This is a genomic window from Streptomyces glomeratus (genome assembly GCF_021462825.1).
Lineage (GTDB): Bacteria > Actinomycetota > Actinomycetes > Streptomycetales > Streptomycetaceae > Streptomyces > Streptomyces glomeratus.
In genome coordinates this window covers 31,825-45,541 of the sequence record NZ_JAKEEB010000026.1, presented here as the reverse complement: position 1 = coordinate 45,541, position 13,717 = coordinate 31,825, and the positions used below count along the sequence as shown (strand labels likewise).

Below are 13,717 nucleotides of genomic sequence, written 5' to 3'. Positions count from 1 at the left end.
ACCCGGATAGCTCGGTTCGCCCCACACGCCTCGTGCGAAGTCGCGTCCGTGCCCTTGTGTTGCCGATACGATCACAGTGCGCGCCGACGTTACGGACACCTGGGGAAGGGGACACCGTGCACGAGGAGAGCCCGCGGCTGGAACTGCGGATCGACTCCGGGCCGGGGGCCACGGCCGAGCAGACGGACCGTCAGGTGCGGCTGCTGCACAGCGACCTGAAGACCCTCGGCGTCCTCCGTGTCGCACGCGGGACGGTGCCGCCGCCTGCGGGCTCGATGGCAGGCCCGGGACACGACCTTGCGGTGCTCGTCCTCAGCGGCGCCTTCTCCGCCGCCACGGTCAGGGCCGTGAGCAACGTCGTCGTGGCCTTCCTCCAGCGATCGAAGGCGCGTTCGGTCGAGTGGGAGATCGACGGTACCAAGGGGTCGTTCGGCGCCCTGTCCGCCGAGGACCACCATGCGCTGGTCGAGGCGGTCACCGCCCGGATCGGCGCCGGGTCCGCCGCCGTCGCGGACCGGGAGACCAGTGGCGAACCGGGGGTTGGCGATGGCGGGACGCCGGATCGCGCTGCTGGTCGCGACTGACGGCTATCAGGACCCGGGTCTCAACCAGCTCAGGGCCCCGGCCCGGGGCGCAACCGAGCTGGGGGCGCTGCTGCGGGACTCCGCGATCGGGCGCTTCGACCTCGTACGGGAGCTGCTGAACCGGCCCAAGCACGAGATCGAGGCGGCCGTCGAGGACGTCCTCAGCGACCGGTCGCCCGACGATTTGGTGCTGCTCTACTTCGCCTGTCACGGCGTCCGCAACGACGCCGACCGGCTGTTCTTCGCGACCCTGGGCACACAGCTGAGGCGCCCGCACGCCACCGCCATTCCGGCCTCCTTCATCCACCATCTCCTCGACGAGTGCGAGGCCCGTACCAAGATCGTGCTGCTGGACTGCTGTTACAGCGGCCTCTTCCACCGCGGGGCGCCGCTGTCCCCCGCTCACGTGGACGTGGAGGCCGCGCTCGCCGGCCGGGGCACCTTCGTCATCACCGCGTCGACGGCGCTGGAATACGCCTACGACGGCGACCAGTTGACACTGGACAACAGCCTGTCGGCGCCCCGGTTCACTGCCGCCGTGATCGAGGGGCTGAACACGGGCCTCGCGGACCTGAACCGGGACGGGGTGATCACCCCGGAGGAGCTGTACACCTACGTCCACGACACGGTGGTCAACCAGGCGGGGCCGGAACAGACCCCCACCAAGTCCGGACAGTGCGAGGGAAACGTCCCCCTGGCCTACGCGCCGTGGATCGACCCGGCCGCGGGGCCCGCCGCCCGGGCCGCGGTGGCCGAGGAACTCGCACTCGGCTCGCTGCTGCCGACCCCCGTGGACACCGTGGACCGCGGCTTCATCTGTGACACCTGGGAGGGCGCCTCGCGGCTCGTCGCGCCCATCGGGCGGCTGGAGAACGGCGCCGTGGACGACCTGATGTGCGTCGACTTCTCCAGCAGGGACGGCAACGCCGCGGTCGTCGGCAAGCTGGGCAGCGGCAAGACCACCCTGCTGCGTTCACTGATCATGTCGCTGGGCCTGACCCACACGCCGCGCGAGGCCGAGTTCTACCTGCTGGAGGGGGCGGTCAACCGGCTCGGGGTACTGCGCTCGCTGCCGCATGTGCGCACGATCGCCGCGCCGCACGAGCACGACGCGGTCGAAGCCGCCCTCACCGCGGTCAAGGCCGTCCTGTCCACCCGGCGCACGCTGTTCCGCAACCTCGACATCGACTCCATCGAGGCGTTCCGCGCGCTGCGCACCACCGACCGCGTCGAGGCGGGGGCCGCCAGCGATGTCTTCCTCGTCGTCGACGGCTGGCTCGACTTCTGCTGGGAGTTCCCGGACTTCGCCGACACGGTGCACCGGCTGGCCAACACGGGCCTGAACTACGGTGTCCACCTGCTGGTCACGGCGCGCCGCTGGAGCGACTTCTCGGCGGACCTGCTGGGCCTTTTGGGGACGCGGCTGGAACTCGCCCTCGACGCACCCGAGGAGTCCCATGTCGACGCGGCTCTGGCGTCGGGGATCGCGGTCGGCTGGGCACTGTGCCGCCGCAGACGCTTCCGGGTGGCTGTGCCGCGCTTCGACGACGGCACCGGGCCCGTGTCGGCACGGGAGTCGCTGACGGAGACGGCGGAACTGGTGCGGCAGGGGTGGAGCAACCTGCGCGCGGGTCCGTCGCGGCTCCTCGCGCAGTCCCGCACCGGCGCGTCGGGCGAGTCCTTCCTCCGGCTGTTCGGCATCGGCAACCCGACCGCGCTGGACGTGCCGTCACTGCGCGACCGGCGATCCCCCCGGGAACGGCTGACGGTGCCCTTCGCGGTGGGCGAGGCGGGCGAGACCGTGCTGCTCGACCTCAAGGAGGCGGCACAGGAGGGTATGGGGCCGCACGGCCTGTGCGTCGGGGCGCCCGGCTCCGGCAAGTCGGAACTGCTGCGCACGATCGTGCTCGGCCTCGCCCTGCGGCACTCCGCTGAGGAACTGTCGTTCGTCCTGGCGGACTTCAAGGGAAGCAGCACGTTCGCGGGCCTGACGGAGCTGCCCCACATAGCGGGCGCGATCACCGGCCTGGCAGGCGATCTGCTGCTCGTGGCGCGGATGCGCGACGTCCTCAGCGGTGAACTGAACCGGCGCCAGGAACTGCTGCGGTCGCACGGCATGTCCAGCGCCTACGACTACGACCGGCAGCGCGCCACCACCCGGCCCGACCTGCCACCGCTCCCGGCGCTCCTCGTGGTGATCGACGAGTTCGTCGAACTCCTCGATGCGGTACCGGATGTCGTCGAACTGCTCGTGACCGTCGCCCGTCTGGGCCGATCGCTGGGCGTCCACCTGCTGCTGGCCTCACAGCGGCTGGAGGAAGGAAAGCTGCGCGGGCTTGACACTTATCTGTCGTATCGCATCGCGCTGCGCACCTCGTCCGCCACCGACTCCCGGGCGGCGCTGGGCAGTCCCGACGCCCACCACCTGCCACCGGAGCCGGGGACCGGGTTCCTGAGGGACGGCGGGACGGGTCTGCCGGTCCGTTTCAAGGCCGCGTACGTGTCAGGCCCGGTCGCGGGCACGGGCGCGGACGACGTCGACGGCTCGGCGTCGCTGCTGGAGGCCGTCGTCACGCAGTTGTCGGCCACCGGGCCCGCCGCCCACCGGATCTGGCTGCCGCCCCTGACCGAATCTCCCACGCTGGGGACTCTGTTCGGCCGCGCACCGGAGGTCGTCCCGGACCGCGGCCTGCAGCTCCCACGGCCGGCCGAGCCTCTCAGCGCCCCGTTCGCCCTGGTCGACCGGCCGTTCCAGCAACGACGGGACGTGCTGGCCCTGAACTTCCGGAACACCGGTCATGCCCTCGTCTTCGGCGGGCGCCAGTCCGGTAAGTCGACCGCCCTGGCCACCCTCCTCCTCTCGTTCGCCCTCACGCACACCCCCACCGAAGTGCAGTTCTACTGCCTGGACTTCGGCGGCGGCCGACTGGAGGCGCTGGCCGGGCTGCCGCATGTGGGCGGCGTGTCCTCCCGGCTGAACCCGGAGCGTGTCAGGCGCACCGTCGCCGACGTGCTGCGCGTCCTCGACGAGCGCGAACGGTTCTTCCACGAACACCGGATCGAGTCGGTCGCCGAATACCGGGAACGCCGTGCGGCCGGTGAGTGGCCGGAGCAGCCCTGGGGTGATGTGTTCCTGGTGATCGACGGCTGGGGGACCGTGCGGAACGACTTCGAGACTCTCGAACCGTCCGTCATGGCCATCGCCCTGCGGGGCACGGATGTCGGAGTGCATCTGCTGATCAGCGCCGCCCGGGGTAACGCGGAGGTCCGCCCCGCGCTGCGCGACTGCCTGGGCGACGGGTTCGAGCTGCGGCTCGGCGACCCGGCGGAGTCCGACATCGACCGCCGGCAGGCCGCGCTCGTGCCGCTGGGGATGCCGGGGCGCGGGCTGTCCCGGGACGGGCTGCACCTGCTGACCGCGCTGCCGAGACTCGACGACGTCATCGAGGGCGAGTCACTGGAGAGCGCGACGACCCGGCTGGTGCAGAAGGTGCGCGAGCACTGGTCGGGGCCGCCCGCCCCGCCGGTACGCACGCTGCCCGAGCTGGTGACCGTCGACGAACTGCCGGAGCCCGGCAAGCTCCCCGGCCATGCCGTCGCCGTAGGGATCGACGACACCGACCTCTCACCCGCCCTGATCGACTTCGAGAAGGACCCGCTGTTCGTCGCCTTCGGCGAGACCGAGTCCGGCAAGACCTCGCTGCTGCGCATGCTGGCGCATCAGATCTGCCGTCGCTACACGCCGGTCCAGGCGAGGCTGATCCTGGTCGACTACCGGCGGGGCCTGCTCGGCGCGGTTCCCGAGGACCACCTGCTGACCTACTGCGCCACCGGGCGGCAGGTCGCCGACATGGCGGAGCAGCTCAGCGAGGCGCTCGCGGCCCGGGTGCCCGGGCCGGATGTGACACCGGAGCAGCTGCGCGACCGCAGCTGGTACACGGGCCCCGACGCCTATCTGCTCATCGACGACTACGACCTGATCGCCGGCCGGAGCGGCAACCCGCTCCTGCCGCTGATGGAGTACCTTCCCCTCGCCCGCGACCTGGGGCTGCGCGTGCTGCTGGCGCGCAGTGCACAGGGAGCCGTCCGGGCGTCGTACGAGCCGTTTCTGCAGCAGATGAACGACCTCGGGCCGCAGGGGGTCGTGCTGTCCGGCGATCCCTCCGAGGGGCCGCTGCTGGGACGTGTAAAGCCGAGCCGCCGGCCGCCGGGGCGCGGAACCCTGGTGCTGCGCGGCGCCGCGCGCGGGGTGCAACTGGCCTGCCTTCCCCCGCTGCGCACCTGACGCTCAGGCCACCGACCCGATCCGCCTCGGCGTCACCCGGGACGCATCATGGTGGATCGGGGTGTGGGCTCCGGTGAGGGAGGCGCCGCTGCCGCCGCGGCGGGCCGCGACGATCTCCGAGGCGATGGACAGGGCCGTCTCCTCGGGCGTACGGGCGCCGAGGTCGAGGCCGATGGGTGACCTCAGCCGGGCCAGTTCCAGCTCGGTGACGCCGACCGCGCGCAGGCGTTCGCTGCGGTCCAGGTGGGTGCGGCGGGAGCCCATCGCGCCGACGTACGCCACCGGCAGGCGCAGCGCCAGCTTGAGCAGGGGTACGTCGAACTTGGCGTCGTGGGTCAGGACGCACAGGACGGTGCGCGCGTCGACCCGGGTGCGCTCCAGGTACCGGTGCGGCCACTCCACGACGATCTCGTCGGCCTCCGGGAAGCGGGCGCGGGTGGTGAAGACCGGGCGCGCGTCGCAGACCGTGACGTGGTAGCCGAGGAACTTGCCCACGCGGACCAGCGCGGAGGCGAAGTCGATCGCGCCGAACACGATCATGCGAGGCGGCGGGACGGACGATTCGATCAGGACCGTGAGCGGTGCTCCGCAGTGTGAGCCCTGCTCTCCGATCTCGAGGGTGCCGGTGCGGCCCACGTCGAGGAAGGCGCCCGCCTCGGCCGCCACCGTCCGGTCCAGCTCAGGGTGGGCGCCGAAGCCGCCCTCGTACCCGCCGTCGGGACGTGCCAGCAGCGCGCGCCCGAGCAGCTCCGACGGGCCCGTCACGATCCGTGCCAGCGCCGCGGCGGAGCCGGAGGCCGCTTGGGCCAGCGCGGACGCCACCACCGGCCGGGCGGGATCGGCCGCCCGGACCGGGGTAACGAGGACGTCGATGACGCCGCCGCAGGTGAGACCCACGGCGAAGGCGTCCTCGTCGCTGTACCCGAACCGCTCCGAGACGGTTGCGCCGTCCTGGAGCGCCTGCCGGCACAGCTCGTAGACCGCGCCTTCCACACAGCCGCCGGAGACCGAACCGATCGCCGTGCCCTCGGCGTCCACCGCGAGGGCGGCGCCGGGCTGGCGGGGGGCGCTGCCGCCGACCGCCACCACCGTGGCGACGGCGAAGTCGCGTCCCTGCTCGGCCCACCGGTGCAGCTCGTCGGCGATGTCCAGCATCTGTCGGTCTCCTTGGCGCTGTGGGAAGGACGGGACCGGGGTCTCTAGCGGACGCCCAGCCAGTGCTCGATCGGGTGGAGAGCGAGGTAGACCAGGAAGATCACGGTCAGGCCCCACATGAAGGCGCCGATCTCGCGGGCCTTGCCCTGGGCTGTCTTGATGGCGGTATACGCGATCACCCCTGCGGCGACACCGGTGGTGATGGTGTACGTGAACGGCATGAGGACCACGGTCAGGAAGACCGGGATCGCGGTGGCGCGGTCGCTCCAGTCCACATGACGGGCGTTCATCAGCATCATCGCACCGATGACCACCAGAGCGGCCGAGGCCACCTCCTGCGGGACGATCGCCGTCAGCGGGGTGAAGAAGAGACAGGCCGTGAAGAACAGCCCGGTGACGACCGAGGCGAGGCCCGTGCGGGCGCCCTCGCCGACACCGGTGGCGGACTCGATGAACACGGTCTGGCCGGAGCCGCCCGCCACACCGCCGATCGCTCCGCCCGCGCCGTCGATGAACAGGGCCTTGGACAGACCCGGCATCCGGCCCTTGTCGTCGGCCAGACCGGCCTCGGTGCCCACCCCGATGATCGTGGCCATCGCGTCGAAGAAGCCGGCGAGAACGAGGGTGAACACGATCATGCCGACGGTCATCGCGCCGACCTTGTCCCAGCCGCCGAAGGCGACGTGCCCGAAGAGCGAGAAGTCGGGCATCGAGACCGCGCTGCCGTGCAGCTCGGGGGGCCCGGCCGCCCACGCCCCGGCCTTGATGACCCCGGCGGCGTTGAGCAGCGCGGCCACGACCGTGCCGCTGACGATGCCGATGAGGATGGCGCCGGGCACGTTGCGGGCCTGGAGCATGAAGATCAGCAGCAGGGTGCCGGCGAAGAGAAGCACGGGCCAGCCGGTGAGCTGTCCCGCCGGGCCCAGGCTGAGCGGGGTGGCCTTGCCCTGATGGACGAATCCGGACTTGTACAGGCCGATGAGGGCGATGAACAGGCCGATGCCCATGGTGATGCCGTGCTTGAGCGCGAGCGGAATCGCATTCATGATCATCTCACGGAGGCCGGTGACGACCAGCAGCATGATGACCACGCCGTACAGCACGCACATGCCCATGGCCTGCGGCCAGGTCATCTGCGGGGCGACCTGGGAGGACAGGACGCCGGAGACGGAGAGGCCGGCGGCGAGGGCGAGCGGCACCTTGCCGACGAAACCCATCAGCAGGGTGGTCAGGGCAGCCGCGAACGCGGTCGCGGTGATCAGGGCCTGCCGGCCGAGGGTGTCCCCCGCCGCGTCGCGGCCGGACAGGATCAGGGGGTTGAGCAGCAGGATGTACGCCATCGCCATGAAGGTGGTGACGCCGCCGCGCACCTCGCGCGCGACGCTGGATCCGCGCCGGGATATGTGGAAGTACCGGTCGAGCCAGGACCGGCCGGCCGGGACGCGGGCTCCCGCGCCCGCGTCCTCGGCGGTGGTCCTGGGCTGCACTGATTGCTGGGTCATGGTGCCATCTCCCAAGGTTCACAGGGGCACCCGCCCATGCCTTCGGCGAGGGCGGGATTTGGGATCTGCACGACCCGGGGGACGGCCCGAGACGCTGGGTGGTACTGGACTTCGGCCCGGCGCCGGGGTGGCCGTGGGTGGAGCTGTCGCCCGGCCGCGGGGTGCCGCGGATTACGCCATGCCCGTGAGGTGTTCGGGCCGCACCGGCGTCCTGTTGAGCTCCAGACCCGTGGCGTTGCGGATCGCCGCGAGGACCGCCGGAGTGGACGACAGGGTGGGTGCCTCGCCGATGCCGCGCAGCCCGTACGGGGCGTGGTCGTCGGCGAGTTCGAGCACGTCGACGGGGATGGTCGGCGTGTCGAGGATGGTGGGGATCAGATAGTCCGTGAAGGAGGGGTTCCGCACCTTCGCGGTCCTGGGGTCGACGACGATCTCCTCCATGACCGCGATACCCAGGCCCTGGGTGGTGCCGCCCTGGATCTGGCCGACGACGGACAGCGGGTTGAGCGCCTTGCCGACGTCCTGGGCGCAGGCCAGTTCGACGACCTTCACCAGGCCCAGCTCGGTGTCCACCTCCACCACGGCGCGGTGCGCGGCGAAGGAGTACTGGACGTGCCCGTTGCCCTGGCCGGTGCGCAGGTCGAAGGGCTCGGTCGGCCGGTGCCGCCACTCCCGCTCGATCTCGACGACCTCGTCGCCCAGGACGTCCACCAGGTCGGCGAGCACCTCGCCGCCGTCGGTGACGACCTTGCCGCCCTCCAGGAGCAGTTCGGCCGTCGCCCAGGCGGGATGGTACGAGCCGAACCTGCGGCGCCCGATCTCCAGGACCTGCTCGCGGACCAGCTCGCAGGCGTGTCTGACGGCGCCTCCGGTGACGTAGGTCTGGCGGGAGGCGGACGTCGAACCCGCCGATCCGACCTGTGTGTCCGCCGGATGGATCGTCACCCGGCCGATACCGAGCTCGGTACGGGCGATCTGCGCGTGGACGGTGATGCCGCCCTGGCCGACCTCCGCCATGGCCGTGTGCACGGTGGCGACGGCCTCCCCGGCCACCACCTCCATGCGCACCTTGGCGGTGGAGTAGTCGTCGAAGCCCTCGGAGAAGCCGACGTTCTTGATGCCGACCGCATAGCCGACGCCGCGGACGACACCCTCGCCGTGCGTGGTGTTGGACAGTCCGCCCGGCAGCTGCCGTACGTCCGCGCCCTCGGAGCTCTCCCACTGGCGCTCGGGCGGCATGGGCCTGGCCTTGACGCGGCGCAGCAGCTCCGCGACCGGCGCCGGGGAGTCGACGACCTGCCCGGTCGGCATGACCGCGCCCTGGGACATCGCGTTCAGCCGGCGGAACTCCACCGGGTCCATGCCGAGTTTCTCGGCCGTCTTGTCCATCTGGGCCTCGTAGGCGAAGCACGCCTGGACCGCGCCGAAGCCGCGCATGGCGCCGCAGGGCGGGTTGTTGGTGTAGAGGGCGATGGCCTCGATGTCGACGTCGTCCACGACGTACGGGCCCACCCCGAGCGAGGACGCGTTGCCGACCACGGCCGGGGAGGAGGAGGCGTATGCGCCGCCGTCCAGGACGATCCGGCACTTGACGTGGGTCAGCTTGCCGTCCTTCGTGGCCCCGTGCTCGTAGTACAGCTTCGCGGGGTGGCGGTGGACGTGCCCGAAGAAGGACTCGAACCGGTTGTACACGATCTTGACCGGCTTGCCGGTGCGCAGGGCGAGCAGACAGGCGTGGATCTGCATCGACAGGTCCTCACGGCCGCCGAAGGCGCCGCCGACGCCCGCCAGGGTCATCCGGACCTTGTCCTCCGGCAGGCCCAGCACGGGCGCGATCTGGCGAAGGTCCGCGTGCAGCCACTGGGTGGCGACGTAGAGGTCGACGCCGCCGTCCTCCGCGGGCACGGCGAGACCGGACTCGGGGCCGAGGAACGCCTGGTCCTGCATCCCGAAGTGGTACTCGCCCTCGACGATCACATCGGCCCGCCGGCGTGCCTCGGCGACGTCACCGCGGACGATCGGCTGGCGGTGGACGATGTTCGGGTGCGGGACGTGGCCGCAGTGGTGATCCGTACGGTTCTCGTGGATCAGGATCGCGTCCGGGGCGGTCGCGGACGCCTCGTCGGTGATGACCGGCAGCTCGCGGTACTCGACCTTGATCTTGGCGGCCGCGCGGCGTGCGGTCTCCGGGTGGTCGGCAGCGACGATCGCGACGGGCTCGCCGTGATGGCGCACCTTGCCGTGCGCGAGGACCGGCGTGTCCTGGATCTCCAGGCCGTACGTCCTCACCTCGGTCGGCAGGTCGTCGTACGTCATGACCGCGTACACGCCGGGCGTGGCGAGGGCCTCGCTCGTGTCGATGGAGACGATCTCCGCGTGTGCGACCGTGGAGCGCAGGATCTGCCCCCAGAGCATGTCCTCGTGCCACATGTCGGACGAGTACGCGAACTCGCCGGTGACCTTGAGGGTGCCGTCCGGGCGGAGCGTGGACTCTCCGATGCCGCCCTTGGTCCACGAGCCCTGCGTGATCTTGGTGGGAGCGCCGTTCGGCATCCTCAGACCCCCTCGGACTGCCGGGCGGCCGCAAGGCGGACCGCATCCATGATCTTCTCGTAGCCCGTGCAGCGGCACAGGTTGCCGGAGAGCGCCTCGCGGATGTCCGCGTCGGTGGGGTTGCGGTTGCGCTCCAGCATCTCGTCGGCGGCGACCAGCAGACCCGGGGTGCAGAAGCCGCACTGGACCGCGCCCGCGTCGATGAACGCCTGCTGGACCGGGGACAGCTCGACGCCCTCGCCGGTCTGCGAGTCGGTGCCCTTGGCCGCCCAGCGCCTGGCCTCGTCGAGGGAGGTGCCGCAGGCGCCTGTGGTGCAGGCGCGCTCCTTGGCGTACTCCGCGAGGCCCTCGACCGTCACGACCTCGCGGCCCTCGGCCTGCCCCGCGGCCACCAGACAGGAACACACCGGCACGCCGTCCAGCCGGACCGTGCACGACCCGCACTCACCCTGCTCGCAGGCGTTCTTGGAACCGGGCAGGCCCAGCCGCTCGCGCAGGACGTACAGCAGGCTCTCGCCCTCCCACACGTCGTCGGCTTCCTGCGGACGTCCGTTCACCGTGAAGCTGACACGCATCACGCAGCTCCCTTCGAGGTGCGGGCGGAGCCGCGGTACGACTCCCAGGTCCAGGTCAGAGTGCGGCGGGCCAGGACACCGACCGCGTGGCGGCGGTAGGTCGCGGTGCCCCGGACGTCGTCGATCGGGTTGCACGCGGCCGCGCACAGTTCCGCGAACTGCCGGGCGAGCGACGGGGTGATGATCCTGCCGTTGTCCCAGAAGCCGCCCTCCTCGAGCGCGGCGTTCAGGAATTCCTCCGCGGCCCGGGCCCGGACCGGAGTCGGGGCGGCGGAGCCGATACCGGTGCGGACCGTGCGGGTCTCGGGGTGCAGGGCGAGACCGAAGGCGCACACCGCGATCACCATCGCGTTGCGGGTGCCGACCTTCGCGTACTGCTGCGGCCCGTCGGCCTTCTTCACGCGGACGGCCCTGATCAGCTCGTCCGGGGCGAGCGCGTTGCGCTTCACGCCGGTGTAGAAGTCGTCGATCGGGATCAGCCGGGTGCCGCGCACCGACGCGACCTCGACCTCGGCGCCGGCCGCGAGCAGGGCGGGATGGGCGTCGCCGGCCGGGGAGGCGGTACCGAGGTTGCCGCCGACGCCGCCGCGGTTGCGGATCTGCGGAGAGGCGACGGTGTGGGAGGCGAGAGCCAGGCCCGGCAGTTCGGTCCGCAGCCGCTCCATGATCTTCGAGTACGGGACCGAGGCGCCGAGCCGCACACTGTCGTCTTCCGTCTCCCACTCGTGGAGTTCGCCGATGCGGTTCAGGTCCATCAGGTACTCGGGCCGGCGGTGGTCGAAGTTGATCTCGACCATCACATCGGTGCCACCCGCAATGGGCACGGCGGTGGGGTGCTCCGCCTTGGCGGCGAGCGCCTCCTCCCATGTTGCGGGGCGAAGGAAGTCCATGAACGGCTCTCTTCTTCGTCTCGTGGGGCGTGGGGATCGAGCCGGATCGGTGCGGCGGGCCCGGCTCGTTTATGTCCTGTTCACGCGGGGTGGACTCAGTACACCGTTCGGCTCGTCGCCGCGGTCAGTCACCGAAACCATGAAGGAGTTGGCTGGCCAGGGCGACCATCTTGTAGATTCATATGAACAGAGGCCGTCTGTAACCTCTCCATTTTCCTCTGGAAACACGGCACCGGCCCGGGGGGAATCGCGAGCGCGGCCTCCGTAAGCCCAGGACAACGCCCTGGGCACTGCCCGAGGACCCGCCCGCCGGGTTCTCACCCTGACCGAACGTGGATTTCCGGACAAGAACGGCGGCGACGAGACATGCGGCTGCGCGCACTGCTCAACACCGACGCGCTGGGGCTGCGGCTGCTCGGCGGCGAGGACGAGCTGGACCGCACCGTGCGCGGTGTGATGACGACGGACCTCAAGGACCCGAGCCGCTATCTCTCCGGCGGTGAACTGGTCCTCACGGGCCTGGCGTGGCGGCACGACGCCGCGGACTCCGAACCCTTCGTCCGCATTCTCGCGGGCGCGGGCGTCGCCGCGCTGGCCGCGGGCGAGGCGGAGCTGGGCGACATCCCGGACGATCTGATCGTGGCCTGCGCCCGGCACCGGCTGCCGCTGTTCGCCGTGCACGAGTCCGTGGCGTTCGCCACGATCACCGAGCACGTGGTGCGCCAGGTCTCCGGCGAGCGGGCCGGGGACCTGGCGGCAGTGGTGGACCGGCACCGGCGGATGATGACCTCGGGTCCGGCGGGCGGCGGCCCGGACGTCGTCCTGGACCTGCTCGGCTCCGACCTGGACCTGCGGGCCTGGGTGCTCTCCCCCACCGGCCGGCCGATCGCGGGCCCTGCTCCGGGGCTCGCCGCGGATGTGTGTGCCGAGCTGGCCGCGGAACATCTGACGGCGGCGCGCACCGGCCGCCGGGGTCCGCACCGGGTGACGGTCGGTACGACGGCGTACTCGCTCTTTCCGGTCCGCGGCAGCCAAGGCCGCTCGGGGAGCGCCGCACAGGACGGGCGAGAGACGGTGCTGTCCGACTGGGTGCTCGCCGTCGAGGCGGACGCCGGGGACTGGCCCGCGGAGCGGCTCGATCTGCTCCAGGGCGTCACCCAGCTGATAGCGGTGGAACGGGACCGCCGGGACGCGGCCCGCAGCGTGCGGCGGCGGCTCGCCCAGGAGGTGCTGGAGCTGGTGCAGACGGGGGCCGCGCCCGCCGAGATCGCGGCCCGGCTGCGGGTCGCAGCGCCCGTGCTGCTGCCCGGACTGGGCGCGGCCCCGCTGTGGCAGGTCGTCGTGGCCCGGGTCGAGTGGGACGGCGGCGAGATCGAGGGCGGCCCGGTCGCCCAGTCGCTGCTCGAGGAGATCCTGGTGCCCCCGGTGTCGGCCGGCCCCGAGCACTCCGACCGGATCGCGGTGGCCCACACGGACGACGAGGCGATCGCGCTCGTCCCGCTGCCCGCGGTGTCCACGGAGCACGACGGGCCCGAGCCGGGCATCCTCGCCGACACCCTGCTGGAGGCCGTGCGGGAGCCGCTGTCCGCGGGGCTCGACGACGACGGGCGGCTCACGCTGGGCGTCAGCGCCGCGGTGCACTCGGCCGAGGGGCTGCGCGGCGCCCTGGAGGAGGCGCGGCACGCCCGCCGGGTGGCCGCCGCCCGCCCCGGCCGGGTCTGCGCGGCCGGCCACCAGGAACTGGCCTCGCACGTGCTGCTGCTGCCGTTCGTCCCGGACGACGTGCGGCGCGCCTTCACGGCCCGCCTCCTGGACCCGCTGCGCGACTACGACCGCCGGCACCGCGCCGAGCTGATCCCGACCCTGGAGGCGTTCCTGGAGTGCGACGGCTCCTGGACCCGCTGCGCGACCCGCCTGCACCTGCACGTCAACACGCTGCGATACCGGGTAGGGCGTATCGAGCAGTTGACGAGCCGTGACCTCTCACGGCTGGAGGACAAGCTCGATTTCTTCCTCGCGTTGCGCATGAGCTGAGGTCACGGCGCTGGGGCACCGGTGACACCGACCGCCCCCGGTGTCCCACGACTTTGTGAAATCCTTCACCCACCCCCTTGGCCCGGTACCGCGATTGATGCTGGAATGCCGCCACCACTCAACAGCTCAATGGCGTGCT

Annotated in this window: 8 protein-coding genes; 3 read left to right on the top strand and 5 right to left on the bottom strand. The window is 71.7% G+C overall.

What is annotated here, in order from left to right:
* The first annotated feature begins 116 nt into the window (after window positions 1-116).
* Both LZ604_RS25385 and eccCb read left to right on the top strand, forming a co-directional pair.
* Window positions 117-584, top strand: coding sequence for a hypothetical protein (locus LZ604_RS25385; protein WP_234517784.1), 468 nt, complete (start codon window positions 117-119; stop codon window positions 582-584).
* On the top strand, window positions 547-4,869 hold the full coding sequence (eccCb, locus tag LZ604_RS25380; protein WP_234517783.1) for a type VII secretion protein EccCb: 4,323 nt from the start codon (window positions 547-549) through the stop codon (window positions 4,867-4,869). The genes LZ604_RS25385 and eccCb overlap by 38 nt, the downstream gene beginning before the upstream one ends.
* 3 nt (window positions 4,870-4,872) lie before the next feature.
* Here eccCb and LZ604_RS25375 read toward each other — a convergent pair whose 3' ends face one another.
* The 5 genes from LZ604_RS25375 to LZ604_RS25355 all read right to left on the bottom strand — a co-directional run bounded on the left by LZ604_RS25375 (window position 4,873) and on the right by LZ604_RS25355 (window position 11,544).
* A complete protein-coding gene (locus LZ604_RS25375) occupies window positions 4,873-6,024 on the bottom strand; it encodes an XdhC family protein (protein ID WP_234517782.1) in 1,152 nt (383 codons plus the stop codon).
* A 44-nt stretch (window positions 6,025-6,068) separates the two neighbouring features.
* Window positions 6,069-7,526, bottom strand: a complete 1,458-nt coding sequence (locus LZ604_RS25370) for an NCS2 family permease (RefSeq protein WP_234517781.1) — start codon at window positions 7,524-7,526, stop codon at window positions 6,069-6,071.
* Window positions 7,527-7,697: 171 nt separating this feature from the next.
* On the bottom strand, window positions 7,698-10,079 hold the full coding sequence (locus tag LZ604_RS25365) for a xanthine dehydrogenase family protein molybdopterin-binding subunit (protein WP_234517780.1): 2,382 nt from the start codon (window positions 10,077-10,079) through the stop codon (window positions 7,698-7,700).
* A 2-nt stretch (window positions 10,080-10,081) separates the two neighbouring features.
* On the bottom strand, window positions 10,082-10,654 hold the full coding sequence (locus LZ604_RS25360) for a (2Fe-2S)-binding protein (RefSeq protein ID WP_234517779.1): 573 nt from the start codon (window positions 10,652-10,654) through the stop codon (window positions 10,082-10,084).
* On the bottom strand, window positions 10,654-11,544 hold the full coding sequence (locus LZ604_RS25355; RefSeq protein WP_234517778.1) for an FAD binding domain-containing protein: 891 nt from the start codon (window positions 11,542-11,544) through the stop codon (window positions 10,654-10,656). The genes LZ604_RS25360 and LZ604_RS25355 overlap by 1 nt, the downstream gene beginning before the upstream one ends.
* A gap of 366 nt (window positions 11,545-11,910) precedes the next feature.
* Between LZ604_RS25355 and LZ604_RS25350 the strand changes: the two genes are divergently transcribed.
* Complete coding sequence (locus tag LZ604_RS25350) at window positions 11,911-13,578, top strand: PucR family transcriptional regulator (protein WP_234517777.1); 1,668 nt, start codon at window positions 11,911-11,913, stop codon at window positions 13,576-13,578.
* Window positions 13,579-13,717 lie beyond the last annotated feature (139 nt).

Bases quoted from the DNA above. Each gene is read 5' to 3' on its own strand.
- LZ604_RS25370 (WP_234517781.1), bottom strand. From the start codon at position 7,526: ATGACCCAGCAATCAGTGCAGCCCAGGACCACCGCCGAGGACGCGGGC.
- LZ604_RS25350 (WP_234517777.1), top strand. From the start codon at position 11,911: ATGCGGCTGCGCGCACTGCTCAACACCGACGCGCTGGGGCTGCGGCTG.
- LZ604_RS25375 (WP_234517782.1), bottom strand. From the start codon at position 6,024: ATGCTGGACATCGCCGACGAGCTGCACCGGTGGGCCGAGCAGGGACGC.
- eccCb (WP_234517783.1), top strand. From the start codon at position 547: ATGGCGGGACGCCGGATCGCGCTGCTGGTCGCGACTGACGGCTATCAG.
- LZ604_RS25365 (WP_234517780.1), bottom strand. From the start codon at position 10,079: ATGCCGAACGGCGCTCCCACCAAGATCACGCAGGGCTCGTGGACCAAG.
- LZ604_RS25355 (WP_234517778.1), bottom strand. From the start codon at position 11,544: ATGGACTTCCTTCGCCCCGCAACATGGGAGGAGGCGCTCGCCGCCAAG.
- LZ604_RS25360 (WP_234517779.1), bottom strand. From the start codon at position 10,654: ATGCGTGTCAGCTTCACGGTGAACGGACGTCCGCAGGAAGCCGACGAC.